General features: G+C 59.4%; 17 protein-coding genes. 8 read left to right on the forward strand and 9 right to left on the reverse strand.

What is annotated here, in order from left to right; all coding sequences use genetic code 11:
• Window positions 1-305: 305 nt before the first annotated feature.
• Both msrB and FOY93_RS09150 read left to right on the forward strand, forming a co-directional pair.
• A complete protein-coding gene (msrB, locus tag FOY93_RS09145) occupies window positions 306-719 on the forward strand; it encodes a peptide-methionine (R)-S-oxide reductase MsrB (protein ID WP_008500710.1) in 414 nt (137 codons plus the stop codon).
• Window positions 720-775: 56 nt separating this feature from the next.
• Entirely contained in the window at window positions 776-1,039 is a 264-nt protein-coding gene (locus FOY93_RS09150; protein WP_411800869.1) for a YeaC family protein, read from the forward strand.
• A gap of 45 nt (window positions 1,040-1,084) precedes the next feature.
• Here FOY93_RS09150 and pncA read toward each other — a convergent pair whose 3' ends face one another.
• The 3 genes from pncA to sppA form a co-directional block, all read right to left on the reverse strand.
• A complete protein-coding gene (pncA, locus tag FOY93_RS09155; RefSeq protein WP_136194698.1) occupies window positions 1,085-1,726 on the reverse strand; it encodes a bifunctional nicotinamidase/pyrazinamidase in 642 nt (213 codons plus the stop codon).
• A gap of 9 nt (window positions 1,727-1,735) precedes the next feature.
• Window positions 1,736-2,752, reverse strand: coding sequence for an asparaginase (ansA, locus tag FOY93_RS09160; protein WP_008500705.1), 1,017 nt, complete (start codon window positions 2,750-2,752; stop codon window positions 1,736-1,738).
• Window positions 2,753-2,814: 62 nt separating this feature from the next.
• Entirely contained in the window at window positions 2,815-4,671 is a 1,857-nt protein-coding gene (gene sppA, locus FOY93_RS09165; protein WP_143344990.1) for a signal peptide peptidase SppA, read from the reverse strand.
• A gap of 167 nt (window positions 4,672-4,838) precedes the next feature.
• On the opposite strand from sppA, the gene FOY93_RS09170 reads away from it, so the two are divergent.
• The 3 genes from FOY93_RS09170 to FOY93_RS09180 all read left to right on the forward strand — a co-directional run bounded on the left by FOY93_RS09170 (window position 4,839) and on the right by FOY93_RS09180 (window position 8,462).
• Window positions 4,839-5,390, forward strand: coding sequence for an NAD(P)H nitroreductase (locus FOY93_RS09170; RefSeq protein ID WP_143344991.1), 552 nt, complete (start codon window positions 4,839-4,841; stop codon window positions 5,388-5,390).
• Between the two features lie 116 nt (window positions 5,391-5,506).
• Complete coding sequence (gene selD / locus FOY93_RS09175) at window positions 5,507-6,550, forward strand: selenide, water dikinase SelD (RefSeq protein WP_008500702.1); 1,044 nt, start codon at window positions 5,507-5,509, stop codon at window positions 6,548-6,550.
• Window positions 6,551-6,554: 4 nt separating this feature from the next.
• A complete protein-coding gene (locus FOY93_RS09180) occupies window positions 6,555-8,462 on the forward strand; it encodes a DNA topoisomerase III (protein WP_111965584.1) in 1,908 nt (635 codons plus the stop codon).
• Between the two features lie 25 nt (window positions 8,463-8,487).
• Here the strand turns inward: FOY93_RS09180 and gdhA are convergent, their stop codons facing one another.
• A complete protein-coding gene (gene gdhA, locus FOY93_RS09185) occupies window positions 8,488-9,831 on the reverse strand; it encodes an NADP-specific glutamate dehydrogenase (RefSeq protein ID WP_133294195.1) in 1,344 nt (447 codons plus the stop codon).
• Between the two features lie 229 nt (window positions 9,832-10,060).
• On the opposite strand from gdhA, the gene FOY93_RS09190 reads away from it, so the two are divergent.
• Window positions 10,061-10,339 carry a DUF1496 domain-containing protein gene (locus tag FOY93_RS09190; RefSeq protein ID WP_115874800.1) on the forward strand — a complete coding sequence of 93 codons (279 nt, stop codon included), beginning with the start codon at window positions 10,061-10,063 and terminating at the stop codon, window positions 10,337-10,339.
• On the opposite strand, the gene FOY93_RS09195 is transcribed toward FOY93_RS09190, so the two are convergent.
• The gene (locus tag FOY93_RS09195) at window positions 10,299-10,715 is read right to left on the reverse strand and encodes a pyrimidine (deoxy)nucleoside triphosphate diphosphatase (RefSeq protein ID WP_136194702.1); all 417 of its coding nucleotides are present in this window, start codon (window positions 10,713-10,715) and stop codon (window positions 10,299-10,301) included. The genes FOY93_RS09190 and FOY93_RS09195 overlap by 41 nt on opposite strands.
• Window positions 10,716-10,790: 75 nt before the next feature.
• Between FOY93_RS09195 and FOY93_RS09200 the strand changes: the two genes are divergently transcribed.
• Together FOY93_RS09200 and FOY93_RS09205 are read left to right on the forward strand one after the other, a co-directional pair.
• The gene (locus tag FOY93_RS09200; RefSeq protein WP_143344992.1) at window positions 10,791-11,360 is read left to right on the forward strand and encodes a carboxymuconolactone decarboxylase family protein; all 570 of its coding nucleotides are present in this window, start codon (window positions 10,791-10,793) and stop codon (window positions 11,358-11,360) included.
• Window positions 11,353-11,970: a CDP-alcohol phosphatidyltransferase family protein gene (locus FOY93_RS09205; RefSeq protein ID WP_136194704.1), complete on the forward strand. Its 618-nt coding sequence runs from the start codon at window positions 11,353-11,355 to the stop codon at window positions 11,968-11,970. Before FOY93_RS09200 ends, FOY93_RS09205 begins: the two co-directional genes overlap by 8 nt.
• Here the strand turns inward: FOY93_RS09205 and FOY93_RS09210 are convergent.
• The 4 genes from FOY93_RS09210 to FOY93_RS09225 all read right to left on the reverse strand — a co-directional run bounded on the left by FOY93_RS09210 (window position 11,967) and on the right by FOY93_RS09225 (window position 16,630).
• Complete coding sequence (locus FOY93_RS09210; RefSeq protein WP_136194705.1) at window positions 11,967-13,274, reverse strand: sulfurtransferase; 1,308 nt, start codon at window positions 13,272-13,274, stop codon at window positions 11,967-11,969. The two genes, FOY93_RS09205 and FOY93_RS09210, sit on opposite strands and share 4 nt — an antisense overlap.
• A 73-nt stretch (window positions 13,275-13,347) precedes the next feature.
• A complete protein-coding gene (locus tag FOY93_RS09215; protein WP_133294199.1) occupies window positions 13,348-13,968 on the reverse strand; it encodes an ATP-binding cassette domain-containing protein in 621 nt (206 codons plus the stop codon).
• Window positions 13,968-15,497: an ABC transporter permease family protein gene (locus FOY93_RS09220; RefSeq protein ID WP_136194706.1), complete on the reverse strand. Its 1,530-nt coding sequence runs from the start codon at window positions 15,495-15,497 to the stop codon at window positions 13,968-13,970. The genes FOY93_RS09215 and FOY93_RS09220 overlap by 1 nt, the downstream gene beginning before the upstream one ends.
• The gene (locus FOY93_RS09225; protein ID WP_133295419.1) at window positions 15,470-16,630 is read right to left on the reverse strand and encodes an ABC transporter substrate-binding protein; all 1,161 of its coding nucleotides are present in this window, start codon (window positions 16,628-16,630) and stop codon (window positions 15,470-15,472) included. The genes FOY93_RS09220 and FOY93_RS09225 overlap by 28 nt, the downstream gene beginning before the upstream one ends.
• Window positions 16,631-16,641: the final 11 nt, after the last annotated feature.

The following is a 16,641-nucleotide window of genomic DNA, read 5'->3' on the forward strand; positions in this document are numbered from 1 at the left end:
TGCCTGTAAAATTACAAAAACCTTACGCAGCGTCAAGCGGAATCGTGTCAATCATTGCGACAAATCAATCCTGTGACTAACGTTTGTGCGACTGACTCGCCTCACTTTCCCTTTGAGCTTGCACCCATATGGGGGCTGCGCCGGGATTTTAAAGTCCTCGCAGGATAAAAATGTGAACGTGATCACAATTGCCTGACCGCTTATTCGCGACACATAAGTTTAGATCAAAAGTGCACGCAAGGGTGTTAATGTTTTGTTAGAATCCGGGTTGAAAGATGTCTGTTTCTACAGCGAGATGTAAGCATATGTCGAACCAACGTAACCCTGACGATTTGAAAAAAAACCTCACAGAAATGCAGTTTTACGTGACGCAGAATCACGGAACGGAACCGCCGTTCACCGGGCGTTTACTGCACAACAAGCGGGACGGCGTCTACCACTGCCTGGTCTGTGATGCCCCGCTGTTTAATTCACAAACGAAATTTGATTCTGGCTGCGGCTGGCCGAGTTTCTATGAGCCGGTGAGCGATGAGGCAATCCGCTATCTGACCGACTCGTCGCACGGCATGGTGCGTACGGAAATTCGCTGCGGCAACTGCGACGCGCACCTTGGGCACGTTTTCCCGGATGGACCTCAGCCTACCGGCGAGCGTTTCTGCGTAAATTCAGCCTCAATGAGCTTCACCGATGATGAAAACGGTGACCAGATTAAGGGTTGAAAAAACGATTCAGCAAATTATTCCTTTGAAAGGGCGCGAGTGTGAATATTGATGACATGATTAGCGGCATGACGCCGGAGATTTATCAGCGTCTGGTGACCGCCGTGGAGCTTGGAAAATGGCCCGACGGCGTTGCGCTGACGCCGGAGCAAAAAGAGAACAGTTTGCAGCTGGTGATGCTGTGGCAGGCGCGCAACAACACCGACGCACAGCACATGACGATCGACACCAAAGGCCAGATGGTGATGAAGAGCAAGCGCGAGCTGAAAGAGGACTTCGGTATCACGCCGAAGCCGATTGCGACGATTAAAATGCAATAATGGTGCGGGTTGATGCCCTCTCCCACAGGGAGAGGGCGTAAAAGACTATGCCTGCGTTTCCAGCCAGTCTTCGAGCGTATACAGGGTTGCGCCTTCCGCAGCCATATCCATAAACGCCTGAGCGCTATCCTGTGGTTGAATGTTCACCCCGCGGCAGCCGTCGGTGATGACGCTGACGGTGTAGCCAAGCTGAAGCGCATCCAGCACGGTGAACTTCACGCAGTAGTCCGTCGCCAGGCCCAGTACGATCAGCTCCGTGATTTCGTGGTGACGCAACCAGGCGTCCAGCGCCGTTTTCTGGCGATGCCCGTTATCAAAAAACGCGCTATAGCTGTCGATAGCCGGGTTTTCACCTTTATGGAACACCGCATCGATGGCCTTTTGATTCAGAAGCGGATGCAGCGCCGCGCCTTCCGTCTGCTGTACGCAGTGATCCGGCCAGAAAGTTTGCGCCAGCCCGTCGAGTTCACCCTGGGTGAAGGGCTCTACGTTGTGCTGGCTGGCAAAGCTGCCGTGATTTGCCGGGTGCCAGTCCTGGCTTGCGACAACTGCTTCACCGCGAGCTTTGCACCAGTCAATGAGCTTGTTGGCCACGTCAACGGTGCTGTCACCTTCGGCGACCGCCAGCGCACCGCCCGCGCAGAAATCATTTTGCAAATCGACCAGTAGCAGGGCGCGTTGCTTCATGAGACCTCCTTATTCGTCCGGGGTCAGTTCGCCGCGCAGGTTTTGCATCATCGCGCTGCGAATGGACTGAATGTCCAGATCCTGACTCAGTAAATAGTGAAGTTTAGTCAGCGTTGCCTCAACGGTCATATCGAAGCCGCTGATCACACCCGCATGCGCCAGCGCGTTGCCGGTGGCATAGCCCCCCATATTCACTTTACCGGACATACACTGGGTCAGGTTAACGACCACAATTCCGCGCTCGCTGGCTTCCTGAAGCTCTTTCAGAAACTCGCCGTTTTGCGGCGCATTGCCCACGCCATAGGAGCGCAGGATAAGCGCCTTCACCGGCTGGCGCAGGAAGTTACGCACCACGTCCGCAGAGATACCCGGATAAATGGTGACCACGCCAATCGGTTGCGGGGTAATCGGATGCACAATCAGCTCGCCCGCGGTGTTCGGCGCAGGAGGGGTTCCCAGACGACGGATATGAATCCCGGCCTCCAGCAGCGGCTGCAGGTTGGGTGAGGCAAAGGCGTCAAAGCCGTCGGCGTGGGCTTTGGTGGTGCGGTTCCCGCGATACAGACGGTTGTTAAAGAACAGCGACACTTCGTTAATCGGGTAATTCGCCGCCACGTACAGGGAGTTCAGCAGGTTGATCTGCCCGTCCGAGCGCAGCTCCGCCAGCGGAATTTGCGACCCGGTAACGATAACCGGCTTGCTCAGGTTCTCCAGCATGAAGGAGAGCGCCGAGGCGGTAAACGCCATGGTGTCGGTGCCGTGCAGGATCACGAAGCCGTCGTACTGGTCGTAATGGGCTTTAATATCATCCGCGATATGCTGCCAGTCTTCCGGCGTCATGTCGGAGGAGTCCATCAGCGGCTCGTATTCGTGGATGGTAAAGTCAGGCATTTCCGGACGGTGGAATTCGGGCATCAGCGCAAGCTGACGCTGCAGGTGGCCGGAGACGGGGATATAGCCGTTTTCGGAGCGCTGCATACCGATGGTACCGCCAGTGTAGGCTACATAAATCGATTTCTTCTGCATGGTAGTGAGTTCTTGTTCTTCAAAAGAAAAAAATCCCCTCTTCGCGGGAAGAGGGGACGGTTTTAACGGACGTTCGCGCAGGTCAGGCAAAACGCGTAACGACTCTGTGGATCGTTAAAGGCCGCAAGCTTATCGCTTTCTGCCTTCATCGCTTTTGCCGCCGTGGCGACCGGCGCAGGCAGGTAAGCCTGCAGCGCCTCCGGCAGCATGGCACGTACCGAGCCGGACATGCTGTCCATGACCATATCGAAGAACGACGGTTCTTCCTGATAATACTCGATATGCCACTGCTTCAGCTTCGCCAGTTCGGCGGCTTTCTTCACCGCGTCATCGAAGTCACCCAGACTGTCGACCAGACCGTTGCTCTTCGCATCCTGGCCGGTCCAGACGTGGCCCTGTGCAATCTGGTCGATCTGCTCAGGCGTCTTTTTACGCGAGTCCGCGACCAGGGTGATAAAGCGTTTATAGCCGTTCTCAATGCTGAGCTGCATCATCTCAGAAACTTCCGGCGGCAGGGATTTGGTCACCGACACATCCGCCAGCGGAGAGGTTGCTACACCATCGGTATGCACGCCCAGAGAATCCAGGCTGTTTTCCACGGTGTTGATCACCCCGAAGATGCCAATCGAGCCGGTCAGCGTGCTTGGGTTAGCCACGATGTAGTTGGCTGGCGTGGAGATCCAGTAACCTCCGGACGCGGCCATTCCGCCCATTGAGACGACGACCGGCTTGCCTGCGGCGCGGGCCGCGGCCAGTTCAGCACGGATCACCTCTGAGGCGCTGACGCTGCCGCCAGGGCTGTTGACCCGCAGGACAATTACCTTCACTTTCGGATCGAGGCGAGCATCGCGGATTTGCGACGCGGTAGTATCGCCGCCCACGTTCCCCGGGGTCTCCTGACCGTCCATGATCGCACCGTTGGCAAAGACCACCGCGACGCTGTCACCATTCTCATCCGGTTTTTTCGTCGAGTAATCATACATGCTGATGGCGCTGTAATTTTTGTCCTCTTTGCTCCAGCCAAACTGTTTGCTCAGGGATTTTTCAATCTCGGCGCTGGTGCCCAGGGCATCAACCAGTTTGTTATCGAGCGCATATTTTGCGGTATCACCGTCAACCTTACGCAGGCCTTCGAGCACGCCCTGCGCGCCAGGGAACACCTGCTCAGGCGTAATCTGACGGTTAGCGGCAACGGTGCCGAGATAGTTCTGCCACAGCTCGCCAATCCAGCGGCTATCTGCTTCGCGGGCGGCAGGGGACATATCGTCGCGGATAAACGGCTCCACGGCGGATTTATACGTGCCGACGCGGAAGACGTGGGTGGTGACCTTCAGCTTGTCGAGCAGCGATTTATAGTACAGGCCGTTGGTGGCAAAGCCGTGCAGATCGACCGTGCCCTGCGGGGAGAGCCAGATCTTATTGGCAAAGCTCGCCAGATAATATTGCCCCTGGCTGTAGCTGTCGCCCACGGCAATCACCGGCTTGCCGCTGTCGCGGAACTCGCGCAGCGCTTTACCGATGTACTGCATAGACGGCTGATCGCCACCGGCAAAATCTTTCAGATCCAGCACGATGCCGGTGATGTTACGGTCATCTTTGGCCTGACGGATGGTATCGACGATATCGAACAGGGAATTTTCCTGCAGGCGGTCTGATGTTGCGCCAAACAGCTGACGGCTGATTACGCCCAGACGGCTGCTGGCGGAAGGTTTATCAACAATAACCCCGGTGATATCGAGTAACAGCGCCCCGCGAGTCGAATGCTGCGCCTGATTCGCGTTGCTGATGTGCATCCAGATTCCCGCGCAAACCAGAACCAGAAAAATGAAGAAAATGTTCATCACCAGGTTGCGGACGAAGTTGAGCAGTCGCCACGTCCATTTAAAGAAACCGGCAATGATTCGCCAAAGGGTTCGCATGTATTCTCCCTAACCAGAAAATGACTGTTTCCGTCGCCACTGGACGGTAATGTTGGGTTATCGTAATGACCCAACCGCCACTTGTCAGCAGGAATCGCCTGCCAGGCTGTAACAAAATCTGCCGTCGTGTTAATTTTGTGAGTAAATTTCAAGAAAGGAGTTAACCAATGGACGCACTCGAACTGCTTGTTAACCGCCGTAGCGCTTCCCGTCTGGCCGAACCTGCCCCGGCAGGCGAGCAGCTGGAGAACATTCTGCGTGCCGGCATGCGTGCCCCCGATCATGGCACACTGCAGCCGTGGCACTTCTTTGTAATTGAAGGCGAAGGCCGCGATCGTTTCAGCCAGCTGCTGGAGCAGGGTGCGGTGGCCGCCGGGCAGGATGAGAAGGGCATCGACAAGGCGCGCAATGCCCCGTTCCGTGCACCGATGATTATTGCTGTCGTGGCGAAATGCCAGGCCGACCATAAGGTGCCGGTCTGGGAGCAGGAAATGTCCGCGGGCTGTGCGGTAATGGCGATGCAAATGGCCGCCGTCGCGCAGGGCTTCAACGGCATCTGGCGCACCGGGCCGCTGACGGAGAGCGCAGCCGTACGGGAAGGATTCTCCTGTGGCGAACATGACAAAATTGTCGGCTTCCTCTATCTCGGTACTCCGCAGCTTAAAGCCTCCAGCACCATCAGCGTGCCGGACACCACGCCTTTCGTCAGCCGTTTCTGATAACGCGCGCTAAACTGTCTGGATTCTGAGCATCTGCCGCAGAATTCAGACAGTCATACTTACCTCTTTATGGAATGAGCGCTACCATAGCGCGATTGAGATGACAGGAGACGTCCATGAGCGAGCAAACCATTCGTTTAACGCAGTACAGCCACGGAGCCGGTTGCGGTTGTAAAATTTCCCCGAAAGTGCTGGAGACCATCCTGCACAGCGAACAGGCGAAGTTTGTCGACCCGAACCTGCTTGTCGGCAACGAAACGCGTGACGATGCAGCGGTTTATGACTTAGGTAACGGCACCAGCATTATCAGCACCACCGACTTCTTTATGCCGATTGTCGACAACCCGTTCGACTTCGGACGCATTGCGGCCACCAACGCCATCAGCGATATCTTCGCAATGGGCGGTAAGCCGATTATGGCGATCGCCATTCTGGGCTGGCCGATCAACACCATCCCGCCGGAAGTGGCCCGTGAAGTGATTGATGGCGGCCGTTTCGCCTGCCAGCAGGCGGGAATTGCGCTGGCCGGCGGTCACTCTATTGATGCGCCGGAGCCTATCTTCGGCCTGGCCGTTACCGGCGTGGTGCCGACCGAACGCGTGAAGCGCAACAGCACTGCGCAGGCGGGCTGCAAGCTGTTTCTCACCAAGCCGCTGGGCATTGGCGTGCTGACCACCGCCGAGAAAAAATCCCTGCTGAAACCGGAGCACAAAGGGCTGGCAACCGAAGTCATGTGCCAGATGAACCTTGCCGGTGCGGCGTTTGCCAATATCGACGGCGTGAAGGCGATGACCGACGTGACCGGTTTTGGTCTGCTGGGACACCTCTCCGAGGTGTGTCAGGGCGCGGGCGTGCAGGCGCAGGTCTGGTATCAGGACGTGCCGAAGCTGCCGGGCGTGGAAGAGTATATTGCTCAGGGCGCGGTTCCGGGCGGTACCCAGCGTAACTTCGCCAGCTACGGTCACCTGATGGGCGAAATGCCTGAGGAGTGGCGCAACCTGCTGTGCGATCCGCAAACCTCCGGCGGCCTGCTGCTGGCGGTGACGCCGGAATCCGAAGCCGAGGTTCAGGCTACGGCCGCCGAGTTCGGCATTACCCTGACGGCGATCGGCGAGTTGGTGACCGCGCGCGGCGGTCGTCCGATGATTGAGATCCGTTAATTCGATGCGGTTGTTTATTGCCGAAAAGCCGAGCCTGGCCCGTGCCATCGCCGACGTGCTGCCTAAGCCGCATCGCAAAGGCGACGGCTTTATCGAATGCGGTAACGGGCAGGTGGTCACATGGTGTATTGGTCACCTGCTTGAGCAGGCGCAGCCGGATGTCTATGACAGTCGCTACGCCCGCTGGAATTTGAACGATCTGCCCATCGTGCCTGAAAAATGGCGCCTGCAGCCACGACCTTCGGTGACCAAACAGCTCAACGTGATCAAGCGCTTCCTGCATGAAGCCGATGAAATCGTGCACGCGGGTGACCCGGACAGGGAAGGACAGCTGCTGGTGGATGAAGTGCTGGACTATCTTGAGCTGGCGCCGGAAAAGCGCCAGCAGGTGCAGCGCTGCCTGATCAACGACCTCAACCCGCAGGCCGTTGAGCGGGCGATTTCGCGCCTGCGCGCCAACAGCGAATTTATTCCGCTGTGCGTCTCCGCGCTGGCGCGCGCGCGCGCGGACTGGCTGTACGGTATCAACATGACCCGTGCCTACACCATCCTCGGGCGCAACGCGGGCTATCAGGGCGTGCTCTCCGTGGGGCGCGTGCAGACGCCGGTGCTGGGGCTGGTCGTGCGTCGCGATGAAGAGATTGAAAACTTCGTCGCCAAAGATTTCTTTGAGGTGAAAGCGCATATCGTCACGCCTGAAGACGAGCGTTTTACCGCCGTCTGGCAGCCGAGCGATGCCTGCGAATCGTATCAGGATGAAGAGGGGCGTCTGCTGCACCGTCCGCTGGCGGAGCACGTGGTTAACCGCATTACCGGACAGCCCGCTATCGTCACCAGCTATAACGATAAACGGGAATCAGAACCCGCGCCTCTGCCGTTCTCGCTGTCGGCCCTGCAGATTGAGGCCGCGAAGCGCTTTGGCCTCAGCGCGCAGAACGTGCTGGATATCTGCCAGAAGCTCTATGAAACCCACAAGCTGATCACCTATCCGCGTTCGGACAGCCGCTATCTGCCGGAAGAGCACTTTGCCGGTCGTCATTCGGTGATGAACGCCATCAGCGTGCACGCGCCGGATCTGCTCCCGCAGCCGGCGGTGAATCCGGATACCCATAACCGCTGCTGGGACGATAAAAAAGTCGATGCCCACCACGCGATTATCCCGACGGCGCGCGCCAGCAGCGTCAACCTGACGGATAACGAAGCGAAGGTCTACAACCTGATCGCTCGTCAGTACCTGATGCAGTTCTGCCCGGACGCGGTGTTCCGCAAATGCGTGATCGAGCTGGAAATCGCAAAAGGGAAGTTTATCGCCAAAGCCCGTTTCCTCGCGGAAGCAGGCTGGCGTACCCTGCTGGGGAACAAAGAGCGTGACGAGGAGAACGACGGCACGCCGCTGCCCGTCGTCGCTAAAGACGATGAGCTGCTGTGTGAAAAAGGGGAAGTGGTGGAACGCCAGACCCAGCCGCCGCGCCATTTCACCGATGCGACGCTGCTGTCGGCGATGACCGGGATCGCACGGTTCGTGCAGGATAAAGATCTGAAGAAGATCCTGCGCGCCACCGACGGTCTGGGTACGGAAGCGACGCGAGCGGGGATCATCGAGCTGCTCTTTAAGCGCGGTTTTCTTGAGAAGAAGGGGCGCTATATCCATTCGACCGAGCCGGGACGCGCGCTGATTCATTCCCTGCCGGAGCTGGCCGCCAGGCCGGACATGACCGCGCACTGGGAATCGGTGCTGACGCAGATCAGCGAGAAGCAGTGTCGCTATCAGGACTTTATGCAGCCGCTGGTCGGGACGCTTTACCAGCTGATCGATCAGGCGCGCAGCACGCCGGTGAAAACGTTCAGAGGGATGGTTGCACCCGGTGGTGGCGCGAAGAAACCGTTTAAAAAGAAAAAGAGCGCGGCCTGATACACCCGGCCGCACGCTATAAACCTTAAATCACACCCTGCCCAATCATCGCATCCGCTACCTTCACGAATCCGGCGATATTCGCCCCGCGCACGTAGTTGGTTTGCGATGCCTCGCCGCCGTACTCCACGCAGGCATGGTGAATATCCAGCATGATGTGATGCAGGCGGGCATCCACTTTTTCCGCCTTCCAGCCGAGACGCGCGGCGTTTTGCGCCATCTCCAGGCCGGACGTCGCCACGCCGCCCGCGTTAGCGGCCTTGCCCGGTGCAAACAGCACGCCCGCTTCCAGGAACAGATCCGTCGCTTCGATTGTGGTCGGCATGTTCGCCCCTTCGGCTACCGCCTTCACGCCATTGCTAATCAGCGTGCGCGCGGCGTCTGCATCCAGCTCGTTCTGCGTGGCGCACGGCAGGGCGATATCCACCGGCACGCCCCACGGCTGTTTCCCTTCAAGATACGTCAGGCCAAACTCCCGGGCATAATCTGCAAGACGGCCATCGCGGCTGGCTTTAATTTCGCACAGGCGTGCCAGCTTCTCTGCCGTGAAGCCCGCTTCATCCACCACCGTTCCGCTGGAGTCAGAGGCGGTTACCACGCGAGCGCCAAACTGCATCGCTTTCTCAATCGCGTACTGCGCCACGTTACCGGAGCCGGACACCGCGACGCGCATGCCTTCAAAGCCTAAACCGTGGCGCTTGAGCATGGCCTCGGTGAAGTAAACCAGGCCGTACCCGGTCGCTTCCGGGCGGATCAGGCTCCCGCCAAACGACAGCCCCTTACCGGTAAAGACGCAGGCGCTGTTGTTGGAGAGCTTTTTCATCATCCCGGCCATAAAGCCTACTTCACGCCCGCCCACGCCGATATCACCGGCAGGCACGTCGGTGTCAGGACCAAGATGGCGATAGAGTTCGGTCATCAGCGCCTGGCAGAAACGCATGATTTCACCTTCGCTTTTGCCTTTCGGGTCGAAATCGCTGCCGCCTTTCCCGCCGCCCATGGGCAGCGTGGTGAGGGCGTTTTTAAAGGTCTGCTCGAAGCCGAGGAATTTCAGAATCGACAGGTTCACGGACGGATGGAAACGCATGCCGCCCTTAAACGGGCCGATGGCCGAGTTGAACTGTACGCGCCACGCGCGGTTAACCTGCACCTGATTGCGATCGTCAACCCACGTCACGCGGAACTGGATCACGCGCTCTGGCTCGACCAGGCGTTCGAGCAAAGACATCTGGCGATAGCGCGGGTTTTGTTCAAGGAAGGGCCACAGGGTGGTCATCACTTCACGCACGGCCTGCGCGAACTCGCTTTGGTGCGGGTCGCGCTGCTGAACGTGGGCAAGGAAACTTTCCAGAGAGCGTGTCTGATCCATAGATATAAGAACCTCTTATAATAATGTTTGTATATGACTTATGCGATTTGTGTTGTTTTTTTGACTATAACACCCGTACTGCTTTGTCTGGCAAGCAGAAATTTAGGACGAAAGGGAAATTAATGAGAGCGCGGGCGTCATAACCAAAAGCGATGACGAGATAAATTAAAGGTTCCGCGCGGGTTTACCGTTATAGTCATTATCAAGGGAACAACAGGAAGATGTGTCTATGAAACGTTATCTATTAACCGCGTTATGTCTGATCTTCACCGCTGGCGCGCAGGCTGACCGCATTCGTCCGGACGTGGAAGTGAATGTGCCGCCGGAAGTGTTTAGCTCCAGCGGCCAGAATCAAACGGTGCAGCCCTGTAATCAGTGCTGCATCTATCAGAATCAGAACTACTCGGAAGGCGCCGTGGTGAAAGCGGACGGCATTCTGCTGCAGTGCCAGCGCGACGAGCGCGCCATCAGCACGAACCCGCTGGTCTGGCGTCGCGTAAAACAATAAACGCTTCCAGCAGGGGAATATCCGCGGGGGCTAAGGTGTAGCCGAACGCCTCTTCCGGCGTACACCACGCCAGCGCGCTGTGGTAGTGCGCCGTGAGCGCACCGCTAAACGCAGGAACGTGCCAGGCGTGCAGGTTGATTAACCGCTGCGAGACCTCGCGCTGGTGGCTTGCCACGTATTGCGCGGGCAGCGCTTCAATACCCAACTCTTCACGCAGCTCGCGGATAAGCGCCTCGGGCTGGGTTTCACCCGCCTCGACTTTGCCGCCTGCAAATTCCCACATGCCCGGCTGGTCGGCGTGGGCAGGGCGCTGTGCCAGTAAAATTTTGTCGTCTTTTTCGATGATGGCGGCAACGACATCGAGTGTTTTCAGCATGGTCGTCAATAATTGATGGCGAAAAAAGACATATTATCGTGCCCTTTCTCAGAGTCCAGCTATCAGGAGAATCAGGTGAAAGAGACTACCGCCTGGGTTGCCCCTATCGAATCCCTTCCCGCCAGCCTTAAACCCATTGCCGTGATGCAAAAAAAGCATTTTGGCGCCGTGCTAAATCCCACGCGCTGGTGGGGGCGCATGCCGCGTCTGTTCTGGCTGGTGGCGCTGTTCGTCGGTTTTCTGGAGCGTCGTCGCGCGCGCCTGACGCCCGTTCTTCGTTCGCTGCTCATGACGCGGGTATCCCAGCTCTGCCATTGCGCTTTCTGTATTGATGCCAACAGCCTGCGGCTGGCCGAGCGCTGCGGGGCGCTGGATAAGGTGCAGGCCGTGAGCGACTGGCAGGATTCAGCCTTGTTCACGGAGCAGGAGCGCGCGTCGCTGGCCTACGCCGAGGCGGTGACCGCCACCCCGCCCCGGGCGGATGAGGCCATCAGAGCGGCGCTGAAGCGCCACTTTACGGATGACGCCATCACCGAGATGACGGCGCTCATTGCCTTTCAGAATCTCTCCGCCCGCTTTAACGCCGCGCTGGATATTCCGGCGCAGGGGCTGTGCGCCACATTTAACGAGACGCCTCATGCTTGATCGCCATCTTCACCCTCGGATAAAACCCGCTCTGAATTTTATGGTCTCCGTGCTGGACCGACCGGGCATTACGCCCGACGGATTGACCCTGACAGGGTTTGCCATCGGCGTGCTGGCGCTGCCGTTTCTGGCCCTCGGCTGGTATCCGGCGGCGCTGGTCGCCATCGTGCTTAACCGCCTGCTGGACGGGCTGGACGGGGCGCTGGCGCGCCGCAGAGGGCTGAGCGATGCGGGGGGATTTCTCGATATCTCGCTCGATTTTCTTTTCTACGCCCTGGTGCCGTTTGGCTTTGCGCTGGCTGCTCCGGCAGAGAATGCGCTGGCGGCTGCCTGGCTGCTGTTTGCGTTTATCGGGACCGGCAGCAGTTTTCTGGCGTTTGCGACGCTGGCCGCAAAGCACGACATCGACAACCCCGGCTATGCGCACAAGTCGTTTTATTACATCGGTGGGTTAACGGAAGGAACGGAGACCATCGCGCTGTTCGTGCTGTGCTGCCTCTTCCCGGCGCACTTTACGCTGTTCGCGTGGGTATTCGGCGCGCTGTGCTGGCTGACCACCACAACGCGCGTCTGGAGCGGCTATGTTACGCTGAAGTCACTCAACCCTTAGAGAGCGCTCTCTGGCCCGCGCTCTCCGCTGGTGACCGGGTTCTGCGGATGACTGCTCCATTCGTACCAGCCGCCGTCATAGACGGCGACATTCTTCCAGCCCATCGCCCGGGCGTACATAAAGGTTTCGGACGCCCGCCAGCCGGTGCCGCAGTAAAACGCGACGTGCTGTTCCGGCAGAATATTCCAGCGCTTCCACTGGGCGGCGATATCGTCCGCGCTGCGCATGGTGCCATCCGGGTTATGGAAATCCTCCATGTGGGTAGCATCGCTGCCCGCGTGACCCCAGCGGGCACCGGCAATTTCACCTTTTGGCTTGATGTAGCTGTAGCCGCTGGTTTCGCCGATGAACTCCGGCCACGAGCGAATGCTGACCAGGGAGGCATCCTGACGGTGCAGCATGCCGCGCGCCTGTTCCATATCCACCATCAGCTGCGGCTGGCCGGGGATCGGCGCGCCAAAATCGGGGGCGGGTTTGACGGGGCCGGGCACTCCGCCCTGTACCAGCAGTCCCGAATCAGACCATGCCTTCCAGCCGCCGTCCAGAAGACGTACATCTTTCACGCCGGCGTAGAGCATTATCTGGGCCACACGGGCGGCGGCGTAAACGTCGCGACCATACAGAATAACGGTAGTGTCATGGCGGATCCCGTGTTTCTCCAGCATCGCTTTCAGCTTGTCGTCAGAAACTTTATTCCACAGCGGTTCGCTTTCAACCTCGTTAGTATCGATGTAGCCCGCCCCGGGAATATGGCCGAGCAGATAAAATTTAGGCCCCCCCCAGCCGGCTTCTATAATCTTCCAGTCGGCTGATGGTGCCGCGGTGATACGTTCCCCTTGTTGCAGGCGATGGATCCACTCCGGGTAAACCAGCTGTTCAAAGTGCGGCAGACGCTGAAGGCGGCCGGGGGTCTGCAGAGCATCGCTGAGCAGCGAAACGTGGCGATATCCTGCTTTCTCCAGACGGGCTTTCACCGCCAGGTTATCCCTATCGTCACCGTACAGGGCGATGGCCGTCGCAGGGGGCAACTGATGCTGTTTTGCCCAAAGCGCAAGCTGCTCGTCACTCATTGCGCTAAGCCAGGCGGCAGCAAGGTTGAGTGCGGCGGGTTCATGCCCGGAGGGGCCGCTGAGCGTCTGCGGCCAGCCGTTATAAAACGCGCTGGCGCGGGTGTCGACAGGCGTGCCGTGCTGCGCCTGAAGCTGAGACAGCGTGATGGCGTTGGGCATATCAGCCGCCAGAGAGGAAAAAGAAGCGAGGCCGCAGAGCAGGGCCAGCGCGGTCAGTTGAGAAACACGTTTCATCGAATAACCTGACGTCAATAAAAGAGGGGTGCATTGTCGTCTCTCCCGAAACGTAAAACATTGCGTTAGCACATTATTGCCAGCGAGAAATCTCAATCAGCTTGCCGCCGGGCGGAATATCGTCCTCATCGTGCGTGACCAGCACTACTGGAATATTGCGCGCGCGGACGGCGTCAAACACCCATGCCCGAAATGAGGCTCGTAACGCTTTATCGAGGCGCCCGAACGGTTCATCCAGCAGCAGCGCCTGCGGCTCCGCGAGCAGGGCGCGCAGCAGGCTAACCCGGGCGCGCTCCCCACCGGAAAGGGTGGCCGGGTCGCTGGCGTAATGACCGCTCAGCCCCGCGGAATTCAGAGCCTGCTCGACCGCTTCCCGACGCGCGCGTCCGGTGATGCGCTCGGGCAGCGCCAGCAGCAAATTCTGCCCGACGCTGAACTGTTCGAACAGCAGCGCGTCCTGGAAGAGAATACCCAGCCCGCGGGATTCCACGGGGAGACCGTCGCAGCGACGCGCGTCCAGCCACAGTTCGCCCCGCGCCTGGAAATCGTCTGACAGCGCGCCGACCATCCAGGCAAAAAGGGTCGATTTTCCGCTGCCGGACGGCCCCATCAGGGTGACGATCTCCCCGCGGGGCACGCAAAAACTGACCTCGCGGAAAAGCGGTTCGACGGTGAGATTGTTTACCTTCAGCATTAACGTAATCCTTGTCGGTAGCGGCCTACGAGCCGGGACAACAGGGCAGCAAGACCAAACACCGTGCCCGTGACCAGCATTAGTCCCAGCGCCCGGTTAGCGAGGATCGGGATGCTGCCCCCGCTGCTGAGCGCGACGGTTTCGGTGGTCAGGGTGGCGAAACGCCCGGTGCCGAGCCAGAGCGTCGGCATGTATTGCGCCATGCTGACGGAAAAGCCGGTGGCAAAGGCCAGCAGCGCAGGGCGCACCAGCAGGGGACATTTCAGCAGCAAGAATATTTTTCCCCGTCGCCAGCCGAGCGTTCTGGCGGTGAGGATGAGCCGGGGATCGATCCGCCGCCAGGCGGGCTGCAGCACCAGCAGCGTCCACGGCAATACCCACAGGAGGTGGCTCCAGAGCACGGCGGCGTAGTGCCCGTCGATGCCCAGGTGCAACGCAATCGCATACTGACCGGTGACGAGCGGGAGGGCCGGAAGGGCGAGCGGTAACCATACCCACAGCGTGCCACGCTGCGGACCCCATTCCAGCCAGAGCAAGCCGACGACCAGGGCAATCAAGGCTGAAAGCAGACCGAAGGAAAGGCTGCTTCCCACCGGGCCAACGTCATTCCTTTGCGCCAGCATCAACAGCACCACGGCGCACAGCACGCCGCACGCGGGGAGGAACCCGCTCAGTGCTCGCTCAGGCAGGAGGCGCTGAGACCGGGGACGCGTCCCCGCGACTTCCGGAATGGTGCGACGCCATGCTTTCCAGAGGCCGTACCCGAGGGCGGCAAGCGCGGACAGCAGCAGAAGGAGAAGCAGGCACAGCAGCGTCCCTTTTGCCTGCTGCTGCGCGTCGCCCTGGCTCAGCCACTGCCAGGCCAGCACGGCCAGGGTAGGCGGGTTGCCGGGCCCGAGAACGATCGCTACGTCCACGACCGAGAGCGACCACGCCAGCACCGCCAGCATCACCGCCCCGAGAACGGGCGCGATGGCCGGGAGAATCAGCCAACTGAGCGTCTGAAAACGCCCGTAGCCAAAGGTTTGCAGGACGATCTTCTGCTGCGCGAGCCGCTTCTCCGGCAGCACGGCGTAAATCGCCCACAGCACAAACGCGCTCTCTTTGACCGCGAGCGTCAGGCCCAGCCCGGTGCCGTATCGGTCAAACGGCGGCGAACAGACGGTGCAGATCTGATAAAACAGACCGCCCTCGGCAAAAAGCAGTAATGCGCCGGTGGCGAACGCCACATGGGGGATCGCCAGTAGCCATGGCAGGCGGGTAGTGAGACGGCGCCAGCGCTTACCGGGCCATAAAAGGCTGACGAGGAAAAGGGCAATCAGCAACGCCCCCAGCGTGGCGATGAGCGTTGAGACCAGCGTGGCGACGGCCGCCTGCGGGAGTTGCGGATCGTTCACCAGCCGCTGCCAGTTTGTCAACGAAAACGCCGGTGCCAACAGCATGGCGCCTGCGGGCAGGAGCGGTAGATAAATTACCGCCATCGCCAGCCAGACTAGCCCGCTCAGCGGGTGCCGTAACGACGCAGCCATTCCTGCTCCAGCGCGTTCACCCAGGCGGACTGCGGCTCTGCAAGCACCTTCGGCAACTCCTGAGGCGTGTGGGCCAGCAGCTGTTTGGCTTCACCTTCGGGCAGCGTTTTGGCATCCAGCACGCTCGGATCGCCCCAGATGGCCGGGTCGGCCTTGCGGATCTGCGCCTGCGGTGACAGCAGGAAATTAGCGACCACTTTTGCACCCGCGCTGGCGCCGGCATTGGCCGGAATCGCCACAAAATGGACGTTACCTAGCATCCCACTCTGGAAACCAAAGCTGTAGCTGTCGGCAGGCAGTTCGCCGCTCGCTATTTTTTGCTGACCATGGGCCGGGTTAAAGGTCAGGGACAGGTTCAGGCTGCCGCTGGCAAGCAGGGCATCCATCCGTGCAGGGGAAGGGGGGAAATCTTTCCCTTCGCGCCACAGCTGCGGGTGGAGTTTGTCCAGATAATCCCAGAGCGGTGCCGTCACCTCGGCAAAGGTGCTATCGGGAGCCTTTTGCAGCGCGTCCGGGTGAACGGTCAGCGTCAGCAGCAGCTGCTCAAGAAATGCCGTGCCGGTAAAATCGGGCGGGCGCGGATAGCTGATCTTGCCGGGGTGCTGCTGCGCGTAAGCCAGCAGCGCCTGAGGATCCACAGGCGGCGTCGGCATGCTGGCCTTGCGGGCGATAAAGGTCAGCTGCGCGCCGCCCCATGGCGATTCCGCCCCGTCGGTTGGGACGGCAAAATCTTCCGTGACCGGTTTGCGGGTATCAACATAGCGCCAGTTTGGCAGCGTCTGCGCCCATCCGGTTTGCAGCAGGTTCGCCTCTTTCAGCGTGCGGAAGTTTTCGCCGTTAATCCACAGCAGGTCAACCGAGCCGTTGGTCTTACGCCCCGCGGCGGCTTCGGTCTGAATACGTTTTACGGCGTCGGCAGCATCCGCCAGCGGGACGATTTTTAGGGTAATGGCATAGTGCGTTTGCATCTCATCGCTGACCCATTCCAGATAGCGGTTGACCGCCGGATCGCCGCCCCAGGCGTTAAACCAGACGGTCTGGCCTTTAGCCTGTTGCTGAATGGCCTGCCAGCCGTTGGCGGCAAATAGGGGGGCTGCCAGCAGCAGACCGGTCAGAAACGTGCAAAAACGCACACGGCGCATAA

Source organism: Enterobacter sp. 18A13 (genome assembly GCF_007035975.1).
GTDB classification, from domain to species: domain Bacteria; phylum Pseudomonadota; class Gammaproteobacteria; order Enterobacterales; family Enterobacteriaceae; genus Enterobacter; species Enterobacter vonholyi.

Coding starts and splice junctions, on each gene's coding strand:
- msrB (WP_008500710.1), top strand. CDS start 306: ATGTCGAACCAACGTAACCCTGACGATTTGAAAAAAAACCTCACAGAA.
- FOY93_RS09150 (WP_411800869.1), top strand. CDS start 776: ATGATTAGCGGCATGACGCCGGAGATTTATCAGCGTCTGGTGACCGCC.
- pncA (WP_136194698.1), bottom strand. CDS start 1,726: ATGAAGCAACGCGCCCTGCTACTGGTCGATTTGCAAAATGATTTCTGC.
- ansA (WP_008500705.1), bottom strand. CDS start 2,752: ATGCAGAAGAAATCGATTTATGTAGCCTACACTGGCGGTACCATCGGT.
- sppA (WP_143344990.1), bottom strand. CDS start 4,671: ATGCGAACCCTTTGGCGAATCATTGCCGGTTTCTTTAAATGGACGTGG.
- FOY93_RS09170 (WP_143344991.1), top strand. CDS start 4,839: ATGGACGCACTCGAACTGCTTGTTAACCGCCGTAGCGCTTCCCGTCTG.
- selD (WP_008500702.1), top strand. CDS start 5,507: ATGAGCGAGCAAACCATTCGTTTAACGCAGTACAGCCACGGAGCCGGT.
- FOY93_RS09180 (WP_111965584.1), top strand. CDS start 6,555: ATGCGGTTGTTTATTGCCGAAAAGCCGAGCCTGGCCCGTGCCATCGCC.
- gdhA (WP_133294195.1), bottom strand. CDS start 9,831: ATGGATCAGACACGCTCTCTGGAAAGTTTCCTTGCCCACGTTCAGCAG.
- FOY93_RS09190 (WP_115874800.1), top strand. CDS start 10,061: ATGAAACGTTATCTATTAACCGCGTTATGTCTGATCTTCACCGCTGGC.
- FOY93_RS09195 (WP_136194702.1), bottom strand. CDS start 10,715: ATGCTGAAAACACTCGATGTCGTTGCCGCCATCATCGAAAAAGACGAC.
- FOY93_RS09205 (WP_136194704.1), top strand. CDS start 11,353: ATGCTTGATCGCCATCTTCACCCTCGGATAAAACCCGCTCTGAATTTT.
- FOY93_RS09210 (WP_136194705.1), bottom strand. CDS start 13,274: ATGAAACGTGTTTCTCAACTGACCGCGCTGGCCCTGCTCTGCGGCCTC.
- FOY93_RS09215 (WP_133294199.1), bottom strand. CDS start 13,968: ATGCTGAAGGTAAACAATCTCACCGTCGAACCGCTTTTCCGCGAGGTC.
- FOY93_RS09220 (WP_136194706.1), bottom strand. CDS start 15,497: ATGGCTGCGTCGTTACGGCACCCGCTGAGCGGGCTAGTCTGGCTGGCG.